Origin of the sequence: Chroococcidiopsis thermalis PCC 7203 (assembly GCF_000317125.1) — a bacterium.
Classification (GTDB): domain Bacteria; phylum Cyanobacteriota; class Cyanobacteriia; order Cyanobacteriales; family Chroococcidiopsidaceae; genus Chroococcidiopsis; species Chroococcidiopsis thermalis.
The window spans coordinates 2137913-2160353 of sequence record NC_019695.1 but is presented as its reverse complement, the minus strand read 5'-3'; the positions used below and the strand labels follow the sequence as shown (position 1 = coordinate 2160353).

13 protein-coding genes are annotated in these 22441 nt (G+C 44.8%); 10 read left to right on the top strand and 3 right to left on the bottom strand.

What is annotated here, in order from left to right; genetic code table 11:
* Nucleotides 1-216: 216 nt before the first annotated feature.
* The gene (locus tag CHRO_RS09495) at nucleotides 217-4476 is read right to left on the bottom strand and encodes a non-ribosomal peptide synthetase (RefSeq protein ID WP_015153984.1); all 4260 of its coding nucleotides are present in this window, start codon (nucleotides 4474-4476) and stop codon (nucleotides 217-219) included.
* Nucleotides 4477-4577: 101 nt separating this feature from the next.
* Complete coding sequence (locus CHRO_RS09490; RefSeq protein WP_015153983.1) at nucleotides 4578-9233, bottom strand: MupA/Atu3671 family FMN-dependent luciferase-like monooxygenase; 4656 nt, start codon at nucleotides 9231-9233, stop codon at nucleotides 4578-4580.
* 718 nt (nucleotides 9234-9951) lie between these two features.
* Here CHRO_RS09490 and CHRO_RS09485 point away from each other — a divergent pair.
* From CHRO_RS09485 to CHRO_RS09440, 10 genes are all read left to right on the top strand, one after another.
* Nucleotides 9952-11028: a DUF362 domain-containing protein gene (locus tag CHRO_RS09485; RefSeq protein WP_015153982.1), complete on the top strand. Its 1077-nt coding sequence runs from the start codon at nucleotides 9952-9954 to the stop codon at nucleotides 11026-11028.
* A gap of 69 nt (nucleotides 11029-11097) precedes the next feature.
* A complete protein-coding gene (locus CHRO_RS09480; protein ID WP_015153981.1) occupies nucleotides 11098-13863 on the top strand; it encodes a condensation domain-containing protein in 2766 nt (921 codons plus the stop codon).
* A gap of 284 nt (nucleotides 13864-14147) precedes the next feature.
* Nucleotides 14148-14900: a cobalt transporter CbiM gene (cbiM, locus tag CHRO_RS09475; protein WP_015153980.1), complete on the top strand. Its 753-nt coding sequence runs from the start codon at nucleotides 14148-14150 to the stop codon at nucleotides 14898-14900.
* Nucleotides 14901-15003: 103 nt separating this feature from the next.
* Nucleotides 15004-15354: a PDGLE domain-containing protein gene (locus tag CHRO_RS09470; RefSeq protein WP_015153979.1), complete on the top strand. Its 351-nt coding sequence runs from the start codon at nucleotides 15004-15006 to the stop codon at nucleotides 15352-15354.
* A gap of 118 nt (nucleotides 15355-15472) precedes the next feature.
* On the top strand, nucleotides 15473-16255 hold the full coding sequence (gene cbiQ, locus CHRO_RS09465) for a cobalt ECF transporter T component CbiQ (protein ID WP_015153978.1): 783 nt from the start codon (nucleotides 15473-15475) through the stop codon (nucleotides 16253-16255).
* A gap of 107 nt (nucleotides 16256-16362) precedes the next feature.
* Nucleotides 16363-17136, top strand: a complete 774-nt coding sequence (locus CHRO_RS09460; RefSeq protein WP_015153977.1) for an energy-coupling factor ABC transporter ATP-binding protein — start codon at nucleotides 16363-16365, stop codon at nucleotides 17134-17136.
* 164 nt (nucleotides 17137-17300) lie between these two features.
* Complete coding sequence (locus tag CHRO_RS09455; RefSeq protein WP_015153976.1) at nucleotides 17301-18305, top strand: multicopper oxidase domain-containing protein; 1005 nt, start codon at nucleotides 17301-17303, stop codon at nucleotides 18303-18305.
* 71 nt (nucleotides 18306-18376) lie between these two features.
* Nucleotides 18377-19483: a ComEA family DNA-binding protein gene (locus CHRO_RS09450; RefSeq protein WP_015153975.1), complete on the top strand. Its 1107-nt coding sequence runs from the start codon at nucleotides 18377-18379 to the stop codon at nucleotides 19481-19483.
* Nucleotides 19484-19589: 106 nt separating this feature from the next.
* Nucleotides 19590-20036, top strand: a complete 447-nt coding sequence (locus CHRO_RS09445; RefSeq protein ID WP_015153974.1) for a ferritin-like domain-containing protein — start codon at nucleotides 19590-19592, stop codon at nucleotides 20034-20036.
* 108 nt (nucleotides 20037-20144) lie between these two features.
* Nucleotides 20145-21119, top strand: coding sequence for an FTR1 family iron permease (locus tag CHRO_RS09440; RefSeq protein ID WP_015153973.1), 975 nt, complete (start codon nucleotides 20145-20147; stop codon nucleotides 21117-21119).
* A gap of 43 nt (nucleotides 21120-21162) precedes the next feature.
* Here the strand turns inward: CHRO_RS09440 and CHRO_RS09435 are convergent, their stop codons facing one another.
* On the bottom strand, nucleotides 21163-22395 hold the full coding sequence (locus tag CHRO_RS09435; RefSeq protein ID WP_219336123.1) for a glycosyltransferase: 1233 nt from the start codon (nucleotides 22393-22395) through the stop codon (nucleotides 21163-21165).
* Nucleotides 22396-22441 lie beyond the last annotated feature (46 nt).

Here is a 22441-nt window from a genome sequence, read left to right as displayed (position 1 = left end):
AACAGATTGAGTGCGCTTGTTAGTTTATCTTGTTTGCCGACTCTGCGATCGCCTAGTCGCAATTTATAGAAAGAAAAGTCATTCCCTACTCGATACATCTCGTTTAACGACGAAAAGATCTTGGAGATCCCCCAACCCCTTGAAAAAGGGGCTTTGTTCCCCCCTTTTTAAGGGGAGTTAGGGGGGATCTAGTCTTAACCGAAAAGTCTCAATCCCTTATTCCCTGCTCCCTTCTAGCTGTTGATAAGCCTCCAGCAATCCCTTAACTTCACTGGGAGAAAGAGACTCGATTCGTTCCAACAATTCAACTGCCATTTTCTCCGGTGTTTGTCCCGAAGTATTGCTCAGATCGGGTCGGCTAGAGCGGCTAGAGTCAATATAACCTCCTAGCGTGGAGTGAATCAGGATATGGGTGTCCTTGAGCTTAAACCAGGGACGAATCCGTTCAAAAGCAATACTACCAACTTGACACATCCCAATTCCGTAACTTGGAGCCGAAACCTCTAGCTGATGTGCCATAATTCCCGATTCCAAGGTAACGAAGTGAATTCCTCGCTCGCCATAGCCAGGTCCAATCGCATCTAAATCGGCAATGAAGAAGATGGAGAAGGCACATTCATCAAACATTGGTGTATTAATGAATGGAATATGGACTCCTCTGTCAATATCGACATTAGATGTCAAAACAACGAGTTGATGTTCCTCTGGATGATAGTAGTAAACACCAGCTGGCACATTTTCAATGCGTCCGGGTTTGACATGCAAGTAAACTTGAGTTGGATTCAAACCGCCAGGGGAGGCATAGAGAAACTTAGATTGACCGTCTAGGATAATTTGAGATAAACAGCTTAAAAATAGGCTGAAATTCTCAAATGGAATTGATTTTAACAAGAACTTACGATAACTGCTGCGATCGCGATATTTTTTCTGTAACTCCTCATCAACAACAGGTCTTTCTAATTGAATTGCAGGTGTCTCTTTCAGATCTCGCCGGACTCCTGGGCGCGATTTCTTAAATTTCTCCCGCTCCACAGGATCGAGAATAATCCTGTAGGAAGACAGTAGCTTATTTCCTAACAGACTGTCATCTGTATTGCTAGAAACCGATTTACTTTCTTGCTGCTCGTAATAATCAACTAATGCTTGAATTGACTGCAAGCGGAACAATTCATCAATCCGGGGACGATTCTTAAATTCCTTTTCTAGTTGGTTGCCAATTCTCACCATATCGAGCGAATTCGCCCCTACACTCAATAAATTCGCGTCCAAATCGACATTTTCTAACTGCAATACTTTACACACAATTCGACTGACTTTTGCCTGAATCCCTGAAGACTGCTTTTGAGTTGTACTTTTAGCAGGGGTAGCATCTGCTGCAAAAGGTGCGGGTAGCGCTTTGCGATCGACTTTGCCATTAGGAGTCAAAGGAAACTGTTCTAGCATTACGAAAGCAGCAGGAACCATATGTTCTGGTAACTTACCGCGTAAAAACAAGCGCAGTTCGTCAGTATTTAGCTCTGACTCTTTCGCCAGAATGACGTATGCTACTAAAAGCTTTTTGCCTTTCTGGTCGTAAGTCGTCGCGATCGCCGAATTAACACCTGCGTGTTGTTGTAAAGTTGACTCGATTTCCCCTAGCTCGATCCGCTGACCGTTGATTTTAACTTGAAAATCGACCCGTCCCATGAACTCGATCGTCCCATCGGGGCGGAAGCGTCCCATATCTCCAGTTCGATAAATTCGTTCGCCAGTACGGGGATGCAAAATAAATTTGGCGTTGGTTTTCTCTGGATCGTGCCAGTAACCTTTGGCAACTCCCACGCCAGCAACGCACATCTCCCCCGACACCCAAGCGGGACATTCCACCAAAGCATCGTTGAAAATGTAGTAGCGAGTATTGGAAATTGGTCGTCCGTAGGGAATGCTTTTCCAGTTCGGGTCAAACTCCTCAATCGGATACCAAATATTCCACAGCGTTGTTTCTGTAGGACCGCCGACGCTGACTACTTTCGCTCCTTCTACCAGCGCCTCAAGACGTTTGGGAATCGTTAACGGAATCCAATCTCCACCTAGAAATGCCAGCCGCAATGTCGATGGAATGACATCCGCGCGTGAAGCGAAGCTTGCGCCACGCGCATCGCCTGCATACTCTAAGAACATATCCATCATTGCCGGAACCGAGTTCCAGAGCGTAATCTGATGCTTCATGCACAGATCCGACCAATGGGACGGGTCGCGTCGTCCGCTGGCATCGGGGATAATTAAGGTTCCTCCAGCACCCAACACGCCAAATATGTCAAAAATTGACATATCGTGATGTAAAGCTGTCAATCCTAAAATGCGATCGCCAGAATTAATCTCAAATTGCTTTTGAGTGCTGACAACCGCATTCACTAACCCACGATGGCGAATCATCACTCCTTTTGGCAAGCCAGTAGAACCCGATGTATAAAGTACAAACGCTAAATCGTCAGGTGTTTGAATCGGTTCTAAGGGGCGATCGTCAATATTTTCCAAGTTTTCGCGATCGACGCAGAGGCGCTGCACGCGATCGCTCCATTCCAGGCGATCGTCTAACCAAGATTGAGTCAGGACGATTTCAGCTTTACCATTCTCCAGCAGGTAGTCAAGCCGTTCTTTTCCGACTGTGGCATCAATCGGAAGGTAAGCAGCACCAGCGTGTAATATGCCCAGAGCAGCTACCACTTGCTCCCAACCCTTTTCCATCACAATTGCGATCGGTTGGTTTGGTTGCGCTCCTAAATTCCGCAAATGCCGCCCCCAACGGTTTGCCAAGGAATACAATTCTTGGTAAGTTAGAGTTTTCTGAGTAGTAACGACCGCCGCTTGGTCTAGACGCTGAGGCACTTGAGCCGCAATCAGCTCGTGAAGCAAGATTTCCGGCATTGGCTGCTCGTCCCCGGCAGCTACCAACTGCTGACCTGTTGCCACCATCACCCGCCGCATGACTTCCGACCAACTCTGCTGCCAGAGATTTTCATCAGTACCTAGCAGATGGAGCAATTGGATAAAAGCATCTAAGAGATTTTGGGATAGTCCTTCAGGAAAAAGTTCTTCCACGGTATCCCAGTGGCAATAAAGCGCACCATTATGCTCAAAAACGTGGTTGTCTAACCACACTTGAGAAGTTTGGTTAATTGCAAATACCACCTCACCCAGAGCCTCTGCTTGCACTGTAGCATAGGTACTTTGTCCGGTTTCATCTGCTGGAATTGCAGTAAATACAACTGGCATCAGCGAACCAGAGAGTCGATTTTGAGCAACGGCAAGTTCCCGCAGGACTTCGACCCCGTTAAAGAAACGATGGTCTATGTCGCTCCAAAGTTGCGCCTGTAGGCGTTGCGATCGCTCGGCAAAGGAAGCATCTCCCGTATTGTCAACTTCCAGCACGGTAAATGAGGCAGATTCTCCAATCAAGCGATTCACCTGCGAGTGTAGTGGCAGGCGATTGAAACTTGGCACATTGATACAGAAATGTCGTTCTTTATTCCATAACGTCAGAACTTCGGCGTAGGCTGCTGCCAAAATTCCTGGTGCGGTGATGCCTAATTGAGTCGCCCGCGCCTTAACTCGCTGCCAAATAGAAGCTTCTACTACCCCTTCTCGACGCACAAACCTACCACTTGTGAGAGCAGACGGCTGTTTGGCAAGGGGCAGATCTGGTCCCAAAGGTAAAGAGTCAATTCGTTTGCGCCAGTAATCTTGCGATCGCCTATACTCGTCGGAATTCGACAGCGATCGCTCTGCCAAGACATAATCGCGGAAGCTAATTTCTAAAGACTCTAGTTGAGTTTCAGGATTGTGGTAAAGCGCCGCCCATTCTTTATAAGTAATTGCAATACTCCAGCCATCAAAGATCAAAGCATCCAAACTAACGTGAATCCGAGTCCGTCCATCGTCTAGTAAAGTTGCTTGAATATCAAATAAGGGATACTTATGGCTGGGAAGAATTTGATGCGACATCCGATCGCGCACGTCTTTTAGCTGAGCGTTGACTGTTTCCGCATCCCGTCCCCGCAAATCGAGCATCCGAAACTGATAGGAAGGCACATTTTCCAAGACCTGTTGAGTTCCATCCGGCAGAACGATCGCCCGCATCATGTCATGACGATCTATTAGTCGTTGCCAAGCTTGAGTCAAGCGTTCCAGATCGAAGTTGCCTTCCAATTCTACATAGCTGTGGCTGGCAACCTGTCCCATTTCTACTTCACCACTGCGCCCAACCCAATAAGCTTGTTGCAATCCAGTCAATGGAAAGGGCTGAAATCGTTCGTCAGGGGCAGCAGTAATCGTTGGTAGGTTAAATACTGCTCGCTGCGGTTGCCGCTCTTGTTTTACACCTACCTTTTTCTCGCGAATTAACTGAGCTAGCAAAGCTTTTCGTTCGGGTGAAAGAGCTTGGAGTTTGTCAACGTGCGCTTGGGAATTTAACTTTTGGCTTATAATTTCAGTCATTGGCTTGATTTATACCAACAGAATAGATTTGGAAAAATTTATGCAGGGGTTTTAAGTGGCTAGTTGGCGATCGCTCTTTGAGAGGGCGATCGCCAGCATTGTTATTTCAGCAGCGCCATCACTTCTTCATCAGACAATTGCGCCAAATACGCGATCGTGTCTTCCATGTCATCTAGATTGACTTGCATAGCTTGAGCTTGTTCGATCTGTCGAGCCATACCACCGACAGTCGGAAATTGAAATAAATTAATTAGCGGTAAGTCAACGCTAAACGTCGAGCGGATCGTTCCCATCAATGACACGGCGATCAAGGAGTTTCCTCCCAAACTGAAGAAGTTATCTCCCGTACCAATTTCAGACACCTGAAGTAAGTTTTGCCAAATCGCCATTAGGGTTTGCTCGACCTGGTTTTGAGATGCTGTCTGCTCGATCGCCCTATCCAACTGCACCGTCGTCGGCGCAGGCAGTGCCTTGCGATCGACCTTATTGTTTGGCGTGAGGGGAAAAGCCTCTAGCACGACAAAGTTGGAGGGAACCATGTATTCGGGCAATCGAGCGAGTAAGTATTCTCGCAACTGTGAGTTAGCAGGCTGTTGTCCTGGCTGTGGTAACACGTAGGCAACTAGGCGCTTGTCACCCGGTACATCTTCGCGAACCACGATCGCTGCTTCTCGAACTGCCTCGTGACGACTTAAAATTGTCTCAATTTCGCCTAATTCGATGCGATAGCCCCGCACTTTCACTTGAAAGTCGATACGACCGAGGAATTCTACATTGCCATCTCTGCGGTAGCGTACCAAATCTCCTGTGCGGTAGAGACGGTCTGCCGGATTTTGGCTCAAAGGATGGGGAATAAACCGCTCTTGAGTTAACTCCGGTCGATTCAGATAACCGCGAGTCACACCTTCGCCCCCAATCAGCAGTTCGCCTGCAACTCCCACGGGAACGGGTTGTCCGTTCCGATCTAAAATATACAGCTCAGTGTTAGCGATCGGACGACCGACGGGAACGATTCCATTTACTTGCGTCAGCGTATGAGTTGCCGACCAAATGGCAGTTTCTGTAGGACCGTACATATTGTGAACTTGTCCCGCCACGATCTGCTGGAGTTGGAGCGCCAAGGCTTCGGTCAAAGCTTCGCCGCCAACCATCATCTGACGTAACTGTTTCATAGCGGCGCGGGTAGCGGTATCGGCAATCAACAAACCTGCCATTGATGGAGTGCATTGCAGGTGTGTCACTTGATGACACTCGATCAGTCCTGCCACAGAATTATTCTGTGTTGCAACTTCAGTCATAGGCAGATTGGACTGCGCCTTGACGCGAGCGAGTAGTGGCAGTTGGGACAAGACTAGATCGGTGTCGATGCCGTAGTCAATCAAACAAGCAATTTCATCCACATCAATGCCTTTGATGCGATCGACTATCTGCAAACAAGTTTCTACAGTCCCGAACAAACCACTGGTTTCAAAGTAGCGTTCAAAGGAAAAATCCAGCACCTCATCCATATCTCGCTCGGATAAGTGGGATATAGCAAATTGTCCTTTGTCGTTCGTGGTTTTCTGCTTGAAAGTGGGAAAAGCCCATGCAGCTTGCTTGATTAAATCGAGAGAAGTGGCGAGATATTGCCGCATCGGTTGACGCACAATTTCGCGGACGGCATCATCGCTCTGACCTACAAAGGTATGGAGCATCAAGGTTACAGTCCCCTGACCGGAATGTCCGTTTTCTACCCACGCTTGTCGGTAAAGGGCAATTTTTTCTGCTAATTCTTCTAGGCTCTGCCCCAATAAGTGAGTCAGAAGGTGAAAACCTTTAGCACCTGCCATGCGAAATGTTTCTGGATTGCCTGCGGCAGTAATCCAGACTGGAAGTTCGGGTTGAATCGGGCGTGGCAACGTTTGAACGGCTACGGCTTCACCTTTTCCATTCGGATAAGTTACAGATTCCCCACGCCAGAGCGATCGCACCTCCTCAATCTGCTGGAACATAATGTCCTTACGATTCTCAAAGGTTTCCGGGCGCAGGACAAAATCATTTGGTTGCCAGCCAGCAGCGAAGGAAATCCCCACCCGACCGCCTGACAAATTATCCACAATAGACCAATCTTCGGCAATTCGTACCGAGCTATGCAGTGGAGAAACACAGCTACCTGCCCGAATCTGAATCTGTTTCGTCGTTGCCGCGATCGCTGCACTGGTAACGGCAGGGTTGGGAAATAGCCCCCCGAAGGCATGGAAGTGCCGTTCTGGAGTCCAGACTGCTTTAAATCCGTTCGTATCGCCAAACTTAGCGCCTTCAGTCAATAGACGGTATTTAGCGGCAGTATCCCCACCATTTTCGTAGCTAGAGAAATAAAACAGACTGAAATCGATCGCCTTGTTTGTATTCTGGAGCGATGACGGCTTGGCAGCGGTACGCTCTTTCTTGGCATTGTAAATGACGACCTTAAACCCCCGTGCCAACGTCCAAAATAGCTCTAACACGGAAATATCAAAGGACAAACTCGTGACCGCTAACCAGACTCCAGGAGGATTATGCTCGATAACTCCATCCATCCCCGTAAAGAAATTGACTGCGTTACGGTGTTCTACCATCACACCCTTGGGCTTACCTGTAGAACCAGAGGTATAGATCGCGTAGCTCAGGTTTTCCGGCTTGACTCCACTATTAGGATTGGCGATCGCCTGTTGCTCGATCTCGTCCCACATCGTATCGATGGGGATAACACTGACACCAGGCTCGACAACCAAATTGCTCATTAATTGTTGCTGGGTGACAATAACCGGAGCTTGAGAGTCTTGCAACATGAAGCCGAGCCGATCCCGTGGAAATTCTGGATCGAGAGGAACGTAAGCACCGCCTGCCTTGTGAATTCCCAGCAACGCTACCATCATTAAGAGCGATCGCTCTACGTGCAACCCTACTAAAACGTCGGGACCTACGCCTTGTTGTTGTAAATAACGAGCTAGTTGATTGGCTTTGGCATTCAACTCTCCGTAGGTTAACTGTTGCTCCTCAAAAGCAACGGCGATCGCGTCGGGATGGAGGGTGACTTGCTGCTCGAACAACTGATGGATGCAGCAATCTCTAGAGTATGGTTTTACTGTTTGGTTCCACTCCACCACAATTTGGTGTAGTTCTGTAGCGGAGAGTAAGGGGAGTTGGTGCAGTAATTGTTCGGGATGTTCGACACAGGCATCGATCAGACTCCGAAGTTGCTGGGCGATCGCCGCACTATTTACTTCATCGATCGCTCCAGCGTGAATCAATTCCGGCAAGCTGCCATCTTCATAGGCAACCAGGGCAATTGTTGCTCCTAAATCAGCCCATTCCAGTCGATTGGGGTTCTCCACAAGAACAATTGTTACTTGGAGGGCATCTTGGGAAAGCTGCTGTAATTCTGAATGGCGGGCAAAGATATCTAAGGTGTAACTACCTAGACGAGACGCACGATCTAATTCTGCTTCAAAGCGTTTCTGAAAATCGGTAAATGGTTCCTCAGCAACAGACTGAACGCGAATCGGCACTTGTTGAGCAAAAATTTCTGGGGCAATACTGCGCTGTGCTGCGGTTTGCAGCCCCAAGTCAAACTCTGACTCTGTTGCCAATCGCGTGCAATAAGCTGCGAACATGGTTAGTAGCGATCGCGGTTCTACCCGTTTGGCTGGCAGCAAAATCGGGTATCGGCGCAAACGATCGGACGACGTATTCAGCGCTCCAACCTGTAAATAGGGATGTTGAAACGGAGTCATTTGTGCCAGTTGCTTGACCCACGACCGTTCGTGACGAGCGATCGCCGCATTACGCTGACCGATCGCATCTCTCAGTTCGGCATTGAGTTCGGGCAAAATAACGCCAACACGCACGCCGTAAGATTGCTGCAAGTTTTCTAACGTGAGGGGTTTTCCCTCAAGTGATGTCAGACGGCTCAGCCGTACTGCACCATCCCTAGTGGCAATGCAAATTCCATCTGTATCGAGTTCTAACACCTGCCCCACACTTGCGTGGGAGGTTACTACTGCATCAGCAGCTCCCACAGCAACGACTCCATCTGGTAAACAGAGTTTGGGTAAGCCTAGTGGATTGCGGATTGGACCAAAATCTAATGCCCGCACTAAATTACAAAGCTCTTTACTGCTCGTGTCAAACGCCAAAACGCAAGCTGCTGCTGGGCGATCGCTAGAACCAAAATAACTCTGTTGCGATCGATCCTGTGGCAATGGCTTTAACCGATCGGTTGCCAGTTCCTCTATGAATTCGTCAAAGGTTGCGATCGCGGCATCCAAGCAGCGAGCATTGAGATCGAATGCTGTATCAGTGGGTTCAATAGGTACTATTTGCTGTTTGAGAATGCGTCCAGCGTCAATGTCAGAGATAACTTCATGCCAGGTGATACCGTGTTGCCGTTCGCCATGAAGCAACGCCCAAGATGTTGCATATAACCCCGCATACTTTGGTAAAAGTGAATCGTGAAAGTTGATTGTTGCCTTTCGTGCCTGGGTAATGACGTTTGGTGGTACGATCCACCAGACGTTGTTAATACTAAAAAGGTAGTCGTACTCAGTACTAAGTAGCCGATCTTCAAAGGTAGGTAGAGAAGGAGCATGAGGAATGCCAAGTTCCTCTGCAAACTTAACTAGCGAGTTATCTGCTGAATAAACTCCAAGGACTTTATGTTCTGTTTTTAATAAAATTTCTAAGCACTTTACTGCAAGGACACCATTACCTACAACAAAACAAGAGAAACTAGACATAATTATTTCCTAATATACGCGATCGACTGAATCATCTAAGTTACTGTACTCACTGAGTTATTACTCATACGAGCCGCCAAGCCACATACCCTGTTGCCTGAAGATTGCAAACAGCACTTGGTAAGCAATTCCACAGTTTTTAAAAACTGCTATTTTGTTTAGAATACGATTGAATATAGTTTTAGTATTCATCCACACTTTACACTTTGGAAGCGCAAAACAACTCAGTGAAAATTACAATCGAACATTCACTTAGTAGGAATCATCAAAAACGGACGGCAATAACCAGTGTTAATAACATCAGTATTTCTACAGAGAGCTTTATCAATTACTACCACTTTCAGGAATGGTTTAATATGACTTGACTCTCTATCAATTAATAAGCCAGAATCTTTAAAGTATAATCCACAATCAATAAATAACTTATAAAAACTAATATTTTATGAAGCTAAAACACAAGATTGAATGATTTGCGTTAAATTTTAATAAAGTGGCTTTTTCTTTATACCATTTTTGACCATTCGCTGAGTATTATTTGCTTGCAATATACTGGATATTCCATAAGTATTTGTAGTTTCAACTACAATCAATTCAGCCTTTCTCCCTGAAATATATCTACTATTATTTGAAGCATTAGTAAAGTTAGCCTACCACTGGCGATCGAGCTTTAAGCAATCGCTACCTTACGTTACAAATTTGATTTTTAGTCAAGAAAATTATGTCATATAAATTTCCTAACCTCAAGCATAAGAGGCGCAGTATTCTGCAACTGACTGGACTAGCAGTTGGAGCAGCAATATTTCCTCCTACTTTTTATGCCGTCAAAACTTCGTTAAAAGCTACTAAAGCTAAGTATGCAGATGCGAAGAAAGTTGCACCGTTATCACTATCAAATGAAATTGGTAAAGTCGTACTCGTATATAGCGAAGATCGAGTCAACGGAACACGCCGCGCTCTCGATCTGTTGCAACCAGATGGTATAAAAGGAAAGCGCATTTTCCTCAAACCCAACTACAACACTGCCGATCCCGCTCCAGCCGCAACAGATACCAAAATGCTAGAAGCTCTAATACAAGAATTACAAAATGCTGGAGCAGGACAAATTAGTATCGGCGATCGCTCTGGTATGGCGCAGACGCGGCAAGCGATGGAAGCTAAGGGAGTGTTTAAATTAGCAGATCGCTACGGACTTAATGCAATTGTCTTAGACGAGTTGAGTATTAAAGATTGGCAGTATTTCTCTGCTGAGGGAACTCACTGGCAACAAGGTTTTGCCTTTGCTCGTCCGATTTTGGATGCAGAAGCAGTTGTGAATATGTGTTGTCTGAAAACTCACGGTGGCGCTCGCTATACTCTTTCGCTTAAAAATACTGTGGGTATGGTAGCAAAGTACGTTCCTGGCGATCGCTTCAACTATATGAACGATTTGCATACATCAAAGTATATGCAGTTGATGATTGCAGAAATTAACTCTGTTTACCAACCAAGTCTTGTCTTAATGGATGGAGTCGAAGCCTTTGTCAAAGGTGGACCTGAAGCTGGCGATAAAGTCGCTGCAAATGTGATTTTAGCTGGCACAGATCGGGTTGCAGTTGATGTCGTTGCTTTAGGAATATTGCGATCGCTCGGTACAACACCAGAAGTAGCTCAAGGCTCAATTTGGAATTTAGAACAAATTCGTAGAGCTATAGAATTAGGCTTAGGAGCTGCTAATTCAGAGCAGATTGAATTAATTACAGCCGACGCAGCTAGTCAAAAAATCGCTGATGGAATTCGTCCATATATTATGACTTAAAAATATTCAAATCTCAGCGTCGAGCAGGCAACGCTCACCCCACGACAACAGTTTAAATTAGGTAAAACAATGGCAACATTCATTACAGAACGTAATATTTTTCAAAGTTTAGTCGAATTATCAACAGAACAACGTCAGTTATTGGAACTACTACTAAAAAAACAAGGTGAAGATTTGGCTCAGTTTGCCATCCCAAAACGAATGGGATCGGAGCTAATTCCACTGTCCTATTCTCAAGAAAGAATTTGGACTATTGCCCAGTTTTCTCCAGATACATTTGTTGATAACGTACCTGTAGCTTTTCAGATTTCTGGAAATCTTAACTTACAAGTTTTTGAAAAAAGCGTACATCTTCTGATCGAGCGCAATGAGATTTTCCGAACTACGTGTACGGTACGCGATCGCCAACTAGTTCAAACAGTGATGACTACCTTCAAACCTTGGGTGGAGATAATCGATCTCAGTCATTTTTCTCAAGAAGAAAGGTTAGAACGTGCTACAAGTCAGGCGGAAGCAATCGCACGACAACCATTTGACTTATCACAAGATGTACTTTTTCGAGCTATAGTATTTTGCCTTGGAGAACAAGAGTTTTTAGCATTGTTGGTGACGCACCAGTTTGCTACCGATGGATTGTCCTTCAGATTCTTACTACAAGAGTTAGCGACTTTATACAAAGCAATTTTAGTTGGCGATCGCTCTTCTCTTCTAGAACCAAATATCCAATATCCTGACTTTGCAGTTTGGCAACGACAATGGTTTTCTGATGCAATATTTGAACCGCAAACTACTTACTGGAAACAGCAACTCAGCGGCGCACCTACACAATTAAAATTGCCCATTTATCAAAGTCGCCAATTTGCAACACTTGATGCAGGATGTGAAAAATTTGAGTTTTCCTCAACTTTATCCGATAAATTAAGAGAGTTATGTCGTCAGCAAGGCGTTACATCTTTCATGGCGTTTGTGGCTTTATTTCAGCTCATTTTACATCGCTGTACGTTAGAAAACGACATTAGCATCGGCACGCTTATGTCAAATCGCAACCGTAGAGAAGTCGAGAAACTAGTGGGAAATTTTTCTAACAATCTACTTCTACGAACGAATTTTTCCAGCGATTTGAGCTTTAGTGAAGTTTTAACAAAAGTTCGAGAAACAACGCTTGATGCCTATAGCTATCAAGATTTACCCTTCCAGCGCTTATCTGCATCTCTAGCAAGTATTCCTCAATTTCAAATCTTGCTGCTGCTAAGAGATAGTACTACGGCTCAAAATCTCGATCTACCCGATCTTCAGGTGCGAGATTTCCCAGTGGAACTAGGTTTGACTCGAATGGAGCTGAGCTTAGATATCACAGATAGCGGCAAGGATGCTATTTTTGGAAAGCTGGAGTACAAATCAGCATTATTTGAAACATCTACCATCAAACAAATTATTCAAAATCTGCAAGCGCTGCTAGAAAGCGTAACTGAAAACCAAGAGCTGAAAATTGCCGATATCGTACTTCCTGAAACAATCGATTGTACTCAATTTCATGAGAATTTAAAAGACGAATTAGCTGCGACACAGAATTCCAACAGACAATTTGTAGCTCCTACCACAGAGATAGAAAAGAAACTGATCGCAGTATGGTCAGAAATTCTTAATCATCCGCAAATTGGCATTTACGACAACTTTTTTGAGTTAGGCGGTCATTCTCTCTTAGCCGTGAAACTGTTTGCTGAAATGGAAAAGCAATTTGGGAAAAACTTACCGCTATCCGTTCTATTTCAAGCACCAACTATTTGCCAATTAGCTGATGTTGTTCAACGTGCTGAAGAAACTGTTTCTTGGTCTCCTCTAGTTACTATTCAAGCTGGCGACTTTAAGAAACTACCGCTTTTTTGCGTACATGGTGCTGGTTTCAATGTGTTGATTTATCGTGATGTCGCACGAAATCTAGGAGCCGACCAACCTGTATATGGACTGCAAGCGAGGGGTTTAGATGGAAATCGACCCGTACACTTGAGTTTTGAGAGTATTGCTGCTGACTACATTCGTGAAATTCAAACCGTTCAACCCGAAGGACCCTATATGCTAGGAGGATTGTCCAATGGTGGCAATATTGCACTTGAAATGGCGCAACAGCTGCGCCAACAGGGACAAGAAGTAATTTTGCTAGCTTTGTTTGACACTTATGGTCCAGATGCAATTACATTACTTCCTCCTTTACCGCGATTCCTATCTTCTGTTGATTATCTTCGGCAGCATATGCTGCCTGCTTACTTGCTTAAAACGCGATCGCAACCTAAGATTTTATTGAGCGAGCTTCAGACAGTTTTAGGGGCAGTTGGAAAAGTTCTGCTTCAATCTAAAGCTAGAGCAGAGACATTAGATCGAGAGAAGAAGCTTGCCTTTTTCTCAGAAGTCCATATGCAGAAATCAGATCCTATTTTTTCAGATCCGGGACATTTTTCAGCCCCTAGCTTTTTGGAACAGAAGTTAGCTCAAATCAGTAAGTATATTCTACAGCGTTCTTCCTGGGCATTCCTTACGCCATCAACTCAGCTTGAGGAAATGGATGATGTTATATCAACAAATCTGAGAAGTTTAGAGGAGATTTATAGCAAAGTCCAAAAGACTTACAATGCTCAGCCATATGCAGGAAAAATTACTGTCTTTAAAGCTGGAGAAACTCCCCCAGGACATCGAGTAGATGCCAGGTTAGGTTGGAGTAGCATTGCCAGAGATGGAGTTGAAGTTTTTAATATTCCAGGGAATCATACTTCTATCATGGCATCTAAACTTTTGGCAGAGAAGTTGAAAATTTGCATTGAGAAAGCTGTGGGCAACTGAGTTTAAATCGTTGTTTGTTGCCGATAACCAGAACAAAAATTATTGAGAATTGACTGAAGCGATCGCGTTCGTAGGTAATGCGATCGCTTCTCTATCTTTAGGTGTAGAAATAGAGAATGCACACAATTAGCATTTAGCTGCTTAAATTTAGACATTTTTTCCATCTTATAAAAATAATCTAAAGCTTGATTTGTATGCCCCCCTATAGGATTGAAATTTTTATACAAAATCGTTTTGATTAAAAGGCTGATTAAGATTATGTTTGCTGAATAAAGCATAAAGCTATGCCAATCGTTCCATTGATGCAAGCTCTTTCTTCTGGTTGGCTGTATCATTCAATACAGCCATATCTAGCGCTGCATATCCCAGATGGCTTTTTAAACCTACCCGTAATTGCTGTTACCTGGATACTGGCGATCGCCCTGATCGCTATATCTCTAAATCGCGTGCAAGCAGACTACCAGGAAAAGGCAGTGCCTCTAATGGGCGTTTGCGCTGCATTTATTTTCGCCGCACAGATGATCAACTTTCCCATTCCAGGAGGTACATCCGGTCATTTGCTGGGAGGTACTCTAGCAGGAGCGCTTTTAGGTCCTTGGGCGGGAACGCTAGTGATGACAGTCGTATTCATCGTCCAAGCGGTGGTGTTTCAAGATGGAGGCTTGACAGTATTAGGAGCCAACATCTTCAATATGGGTCTGATCGGTACGTTTGCCGGTTACTACCTTTACAAAGCAATTCGCTTTGCCATTGGTAGAAATAAATTATCAGGGATGGCTGTAGGAGCAGCAATCGCGGCTTGGGCAAGTGTCATGATTGCCGCGATTATTTGCGCGATTCAACTTGCTATCTCTGGAACCGTTCCCTTAGCAGTCGCAATCGGAGCTATGGCAACATGGCACGTCCTCATTGGGATTGGTGAAGCCGCAATTACAGTTGTAGCACTTGTCTTCATCTGGCGAACTCGCCCCGATATGTTTTACGATCCACCCCGTCGGGCTGTATCGCCAAGAAACAGAATAGGAGTTGGGAGCTAGGGAAAAAGTCAAAAGTCAAAAGTCGAAAGTCAAAAGCAGACATTTATCTCGTGTCCCTCTCGATTTTGAAAAGCTTTGGAACTGATTTTAGCGAGACTACCGTATGAGTAATAATTTGACGCGATCGCGTAACCGTGCTTTTGCGATCGCTGGATTGGGAATTGCCCTCATCGTTGCCGTTTTCCTCTCTCCCTTTGCCAGTCAAGATCCCGACGGCTTAGACAGAGTTTCCCAAGACCTTAAATTTGAAGACAAAGCCGCAGAGGATGCCCCAGCTAGCAAGTTACCTTTTTACTCCATTTTCGATGAATATGCCCTGCGAGGAGTTCCTGAAGGAATAGCAACCCCCATAGCTGGTTTAGTCGGTACGCTAGCTACTTTCGGCTTAGCCTGGGGAATCGGGAAAATAGTTGTCCGTGGTGAGTCTAGCTCCTCCGAGGAAGGCGATCGGTAAGCAGTTGTCAGTTATCAGTGACTAGTGGCTGGTGGAACCAGTGGCTGGTGGCTAGAAAAGAGTCCAGCTACTCACAAATGACAATGACCAATGACCAATGACTAATAACCAATGACCAATGACGCTATTACATATTGGGGCATTTCAGCTAGATATTGATAGCCACAAAAGTACTGTTTGGCACGCCCTTGCACCACGCACTCGCATTTTGTGTGTTTTACTGATGGTTTTTGCCATTGTCTTGACTCCCAACGGACACTGGTGGACGTGGGGAATTTACGGCATAGCCGTTATTAGCTTATTATTTCTCACTCGCATTACTTTACCCGTACTGCTCAAACGCATAGCCGTGGAATTGTCCTTTGTAAGTGTAGTTTTACTCGGGACTTTGTTCCGGGATGGAGGCGAAGTTATTTGGACATGGGGATTTTTACGAATCACCACTACAGGATTAACTGTATTGGGTAGCGTCACGCTGAAGGCGTTGCTATCGCTCATGATGTTAAATTTACTGACTTTAACGACATCAGTGCCAGCTTTGTTAAATGGGTTATTAGAGTTGCGTACTCCACCTTTACTCGTCGCAACTATTGCTTCTATGTATCGCTATTTAGGTGTATTGATAGGTGAATTCAACGCGATGCGACGAGCAGCAGCCTGTCGTAACTTAATGACTAATAGATACTGGCAGCGATTAGTTATTGGAAATACGATTGGTTCTCTATTCATTCGTACTTACGATCGCGGCGAACGAATTCATCATGCTATGTTATCGCGCGGTTATCGAGGAGCATTTCCAGTTGAAAAAATCCCCTCAGCAGGAAGACGCGACATTGTCGCTTTAGCGCTAACTTTAATTGTGATGCTAGCAGGACAAAGTGTTTATTTATTTAGAAAGTGACTGGCGATCGGTTATCAGTTATCAGTGACTTACGAATTACGACTTACGAATTACGAATTACGACTTGGTAACTGCGTTGCGACTCTCTCTTCTCGGCTCTAGTTAAAATGCATCACAACCCGATCCTTGTAGAAAATCTCAGTTATGCCTACCCTGATGGTACGCAGGCACTCAGGAAAGTGAATTTGGCGATCGCATCTGGCGAGCGAGTTGCCTTAATTGGGGCGAATGGTTCGGGAAAATCGACATTACAGTTACACTTAAACGGAATTATTCTGCCTCAAGAAGGGAGGGTGATGGTAGGAGAGTGGGTTGTGCAGCCTGAAAATTTACAATTAATTCGGAATTTTGTCGGGCTAGTATTTCAAAATCCTGACGATCAAATATTTATGCCCACAGTTTGGGAAGATATAGCTTTTGGTCCGATGAATTTGGGTTTGCGGGGAGAAGAATTGCATAAACGAGTTTTGCAAGCGATGGCACATGTAAACATCGATCCAGAATGGTACGGACATCGCAGTACGGAGAACCTCTCAGGAGGAGAGAAAAAAAGAATTGCGATCGCGGGTGTTTTGGCTATGCAACCCCAGATTTTAGTGCTAGACGAACCCTCAGCTCAACTCGATCCTCGTTCTCGCCGCCGATCGATCGAATTGCTCAAATCTCTGCCGATTACTCAACTCGTTGCCACCCACGACTTAGACTTAGCTTTAGATTTATGCGATCGCACCGTGGTTTTGAGTCAGGGTCAAGTGGTTTACGACGGTACAACCGAACGAGTCATGGGTGATGCCAAATTCTTACTAGAACACGCCCTCGAACCACCACTTAGCTACAGTCGTCCCTACTGTAATTTGGAAGATGCTCCCTTTCTTCACTGATAACTGACTTTCCTTACTCTACAAAAAGTCAGTATACATCTATCTCAAGTATCAAAAATTTTCACTATTTTATTGACAGTAATTTTCTCTAAAACTATACTAGAGGGTCAGAAAATTATCTGCGAATATTTCTCAAAAGATTCCGCCGCTACGCTGGCGATATCATGCCGAACAAATTTTTTCTGAGCAAATCAAAAACTTGGAACCGCCGCCAATTGTTGAAATGGGGTTTAGCAAGTGCAGGAACTGCCGGTGCTGCTGCTGTAGGGCTACACTTGGCATCTCGAAGTCATTCCGCCGCGCGCGTGCCACCCATACCACCTAGCGATCCATCAGACGAGCGCGGTTTGCAACCCATGACCGTTCTCAGAGATTTCGACTACGGCACGCTGAAAAGAGAAAACGGCAGAAATATTCGCGAATTTCGGATTACAGCTCAAAACACGACGATTCAACTCAATCGCGCTGTTGTTTTTAACACCTGGAATTTTAACAATCGCATCCCAGGACCAACTTTACGCGCCAAACAAGGCGATTTCATCCGTGTTGTCTTTCTCAATCAAGGCGGGCATTCTCATTCAATGCACTTTCACGGCATTCATCCTACAGAAGAAGATGGCGTGCGTCCGATTCGGCATGGTGCGGCAACAGTTTACGAATTTGAGGCAAAGCCATATGGCATTCACCTCTACCACTGTCACGCCGAGCCTGTGACCCGTCACATCGGTAAGGGATTGTACGGTATGTTTATCATCGATCCGCCTCAAGGACGATCGCCAGCGGATGAAATGGTTTTAGTTATGGGTGGCTTTGATGTGGATGAAGATAAGCACAACGAGCTGTATGCCTTTAATGGGTTGCCGGATTACTACCACATGCATCCGATACCTGTTTACCAAAATCAGCTCATTCGGCTTTATTTGCTGAACATGATCGAATTAGATCCGGCGGTGACATTTCACATTCACGCTAACTTCTTCAAGGTTTATCCCACGGGCATGACTCTCAACCCCAGCCACGAATCAGATGTCATCACGATGGGGACAGCCGAACGGCACATTTTAGAATTTGCTTACCCCTATACGGGCAAGTATATGTTTCACCCCCATCAAGACGCGATCGCCGAAGCAGGATGCATGGGCTATTTTGACGTAATTAGCCAAGCATAACTACTAAATTTTGTCAAACCAGTTGACAATAATTTTCACCGAAACTCACTTTTCAATAAGGAAGGCTGAAAATGCTGCGGAAATTACCAAACGGGCGGAGAGTGGCACAAGAAAAAGATTCTTGGTTTCTAGGCTTCGATCGCAGAATTAGGGCGATCGCGCGGTTCTTGTTACTCAGTATCAGCGCCGCAATGTTGGCGATCGTTGTTAGTTGCACTCAACAAACACCAGATACCAGTAATAACTCCTCTCCAGCCCCTGCAACGAATACAAGCGCCTCTGCACCCAACCATCAACAACACGGTGGAAAAGAGCAAATTAACATCAATACTGCCATCCTTTCAGAATTAGATAAATTTGAAGCCATGTTGGGCGTACCTGCCTTGTCTAATAAAATTCAAGCCAGTCGCCCCTACGCTAATCCCGAAGAACTCGTCTCTAAAAACGTCGTTACCCAAGAGCAATTCGACAAAATTAAGGACATGGTGACAGTAGAAGATGCGGTGCTGACTGGGGAAGCTAAAGATGTAGACTACATGTCCAAACTCGGCTTGATGAAAGGACACTTAATCGTAGCAAAAGAATTACTCGACAAACAGCTACCGAAGCAAGCAGAACCCCACATCGGACACCCAGTAGAAGAAATCTACGTGGATGTGGAAGATCAGCTCAACGAACGCAACGTCAAAGAATTTAAGACAACTTTGATTGGCTTGCAAGATTTGATTAAAGCTCAGCCCAAGTCCGATAAAGTGCAAGCCGACTTTTCAGCTTCTATGCAAGCGGTAGACGGCGCGATCGCGGCATTACCAGACAACGAGCGTTCCTCTGCCGCATTTAACCTTCAAGTCATCAACGAATTACTCGATGCTGCTAACTCCGAATATGGAGCGGCGATCGCCAATGGTAAAATTTCAGCTGCAATTGAGTACCAAGACTCCCGTGGTTTTGTCGTCTATGCCAACAACCTTTATCAAAAGATAGCCGACCAAATGGCAAAGGAAAACCCCGAAGCACACAAGACAATAGAAACGAGTCTCAAAGACCTTGCCAAAGCTTGGCCCTCTGCCGTTCCCCCAGCTAAACCTGTCAATACTCCCGAGGAAGTATCTCAGTTAGTCAAAGCGATCGAGCAAAACTCGCAGCAAGTTATTAGCAAATCTAATCCCTCCGCCTAAACCCAGATTTGTTACAGTTATAGATCGTCTGTCGTCAGTAGGTAATAACGAAATGCTACAACCTACTGACCAATGACCAATGACCAATAACAAATGATAAATAACAATGCGCGAACTCGACCAAAAAAAGACAATCGAACTGCTAAACTCCATCATGGAGTTTGAACTGGCGGGGGTGGTACGCTATACCCACTACTCTCTCATGGTGACTGGTCCCAACCGGATTCCAATTGTCGAGTTTTTCAAACTGCAAGCTACCGAGTCGCTCACACATGCCCAACAAGTAGGAGAAATTTTAACTGGTTTAGAAGGACATCCCAGCCTGAGAATTGCTCCGATGGAGGAAACCCACCAGCATACGGTACGGGATATTTTGGAAGAAAGTCTTTCTCACGAACGGAAAGCGCTAGATTTATATAAAAAGCTGCTCGACACTGTAGAAGATGCCAGCGTTTATCTAGAGGAATTTGCCCGTACCATGATTGGAACGGAAGAACTGCACAACATCGAAATTAAAAAGATGCTACGCGACTTTAGTGGTAGTACTGTGTAGTGTTGATGGTCAATCGTTGATGGTTTGTAGTTGCAAACAATTAACTATTGACTATTAACAATCAGTGATTTTGTGAAATTATCTGGATAAAATTACTTAGAAAATCCAATGAATTTTAGTGCCGCTCTACCTACTTTTGTCATTACTCTGCGGGAGGGAGTAGAAGCAGCCCTCGTCGTGGGGATAGTTTTGGCTTTGCTCAAGAAAGCCAAACAGAGCAAACTCAACTCCTGGGTTTATGCTGGTGTTGGAGTTGGAATCGCTGCGAGTGCGTTGGTGGGTTTGTTATTCAGTGCCATCATTCAAGCTGTAGGTTCAATAAATCCTGAATATACTCCAGTGGTAGAGCCACTGATGGAAGGAGTCTTCAGCGTTATCGCGATCGCTATGCTTAGTTGGATGCTGATTTGGATGACTCGTCAGGCGCGGTTTTTGAAGGCGGAAGTGGAAGGGACGGTGACGGCGGCGCTCAAACAGAACAATGGTGCGGGTTGGGGCGTTTTTAGCTTAATTTTCATTGCCGTACTGCGAGAAGGGTTTGAAACCGTCTTATTTATTGCTGCCAATTTTCAACAAGGTTTTTTTCCGGCGATTGGGGCAATTGGTGGTTTAGTGAGTGCGATCGCGATCGGATTTTTGTTATTTAAGTGGGGCGTAAAAATTAACATTCGCCTATTTTTTCAAATCATGGGCGTTCTATTATTGCTAATTGTGGCGGGGTTAGTTGTTTCTGCACTGGCACATTTTGATACTGCTATTGCTACTCTTGCCAAATTGAATCGACAGTCAGAAAGTCTGTGTTTTTATTACGAACGCTTCACCCGCAATCCCTCGTGTATTTTGGGACCAAGAGTATGGAATACCTCGAAAATTTTACCAGACGAGCAATTCCCTGGCGTAATTTTAAAAGCTTTATTTGGCTATCGAGACGACCTATTTTTAGTTCAGGCAATATCTTATGTAGCGTTTTTAGTGACTGTAGGTGGGATTTATTTTCGCAGTTTAGGCATGGGTGTAAGTAAGCCAAAATCAGAGTCTGCTACAACTCATCAGTCTATTAGTTCTGGTAGCAAGGAAACTTAACTAATAGAGTGCGTTAAATAACGCACCCTACAATTATGAAATCTTACACGTACTGAAAAATTACCTTGGCATATTCCTCGGCAGTATTTTGCTCGGCAAACTGTTTCATGCTATTGCGATCGCCTAAACTAGTAGCGTCAGTCAAAAATCGAGTTAATCCTTGAGCAATTTCACTTGGTATCGTCGAATCTACACCTAACCCTAGCTGATAGCGTTTAACCATTTCTCCCATTAAACCGTAGTTGGAACTGAGAACTGGTTTTTGGACTGCGGCAGCTAGTAGTAAAATGCCACTCATACCAATATGATGTTGATATGGGGCTAATACGACATCAGCAAGTTGAAAATATGCTTGTACGGTATCTTCAGAAATATATTCAAACCGTGTCAGAATTTGTACGGGGTGTGACTGCTGAACTCGCTCAATTTGTGACTGGATGGCTGCTTGCTCTGGCGGATATGCATTGCCGACAATTAAAAGACAGATCTGTGCGCTAAGATTTGATGGCAACTGCGATATCGCTTCCAGCGTTTGATACACTCCTTTACGTTCGGCTTCAAACGAACCAAACAGAAGAAATATTTGCCGATTAGCATCAATACTTAATTTTGTTTTGAGAAGGTCTGGCTGTATGATTTCAGAAACATGGCGATCGACTTGGACTGGATCTGGTAAATGTACGGCTGCTACATGAGAATTCAATCGATCCAAATGTTTGATGACGAAGGGATCGAGACAGAAGAGAGTCTTCAATTGGGTATGCTTTAGCATCCGTGCTATGACAGTTTTTTCCCAATGTTGTTGCAGAAAACTTTTTCTATAAGGTACGTAGCTACTAAAGTCGCTATAGTGAAAAGTTGGCTTGAAATATATTCCAGATAATTTGCAAGGTGACTTGAATCCTAGAGCTAGTGGAATTTGACAAGTATCTAAATACATAATCAGACACTCACTAGCATTTAAAGACTTAGCATATCGACAAAGTATTTGCCATTCTTGAAAATTGCGCCAAGCACGCTTTAACTTGGAATTTCGAGATTTGAGCGCAGCGTCTTCTGCGGCGGAGATCGCTACTATTTGAATATTATTTTGATTATATTCGGCAACGAGACCGACAACATCAGCGTGTTTTTCAAGAAACATTGGTGATACAACTACGTCGAGTCTATCTGCTAACTGGCGATCGCCCCAATATTGTATGAGATATTTAATGTATGCTGCATGATGACCAAAAATAGAAAGGTCGAATAGCATCAAATTGCGTTTTTTTATCATAGTTTTGTATATTTTTCATGTTTCATGACTATTTCAGTTTGCCCAT